The 441-nt window shown below is 61.9% G+C and carries 1 protein-coding gene; it reads left to right on the top strand.

Annotated elements, in window-relative coordinates; translation table 11 throughout:
- Positions 1–441 (top strand): hypothetical protein (locus ACQQ5U_RS19415; protein WP_437400119.1); only part of this gene is annotated, 441 nt, incomplete at both ends.

The following is a 441-nucleotide window of genomic DNA, read 5'->3' as shown; positions in this document are numbered from 1 at the left end:
CGACCAAGGCTTATGTTGATGGTTTTGATACGGACGATGCGGACGCGGACCCTACGAACGAACTTTCGGATGTAGCCTTGACGGGCACGACCTTGGAACTGACCAATGCCGCTGCGGGGGCCACGGGAGTGGACCTTGACGGCACCTTTGCGACGGACGCGGAGCTTGCCGCCCTTGATACGGACGACGCGGACGCGGACCCTACGAACGAATACAACACCGGGGTATCCCTCAACGGAACTTCCATCGAGGTGACGGATGCCGGTGGCACCCTTAGCCAAGACCTTGACGGGACCTTTGCGACGGACGCGGAGCTTGCCGCCCTTGATACGGACGACGCGGACGCGGACCCTACGAACGAACTTTCCGATGTAGCCTTGACGGGCACGACCTTGGAACTGACCAATGCCGCTGCGGGGGCCACGGGGGTTGACCTTGACG

The organism is Flagellimonas lutimaris, from assembly GCF_051494225.1.
Lineage (GTDB): Bacteria > Bacteroidota > Bacteroidia > Flavobacteriales > Flavobacteriaceae > Flagellimonas > Flagellimonas lutimaris_A.
Note: the sequence above shows the minus strand (reverse complement) of the source record. Positions and strands in the feature narration are given on the sequence as shown.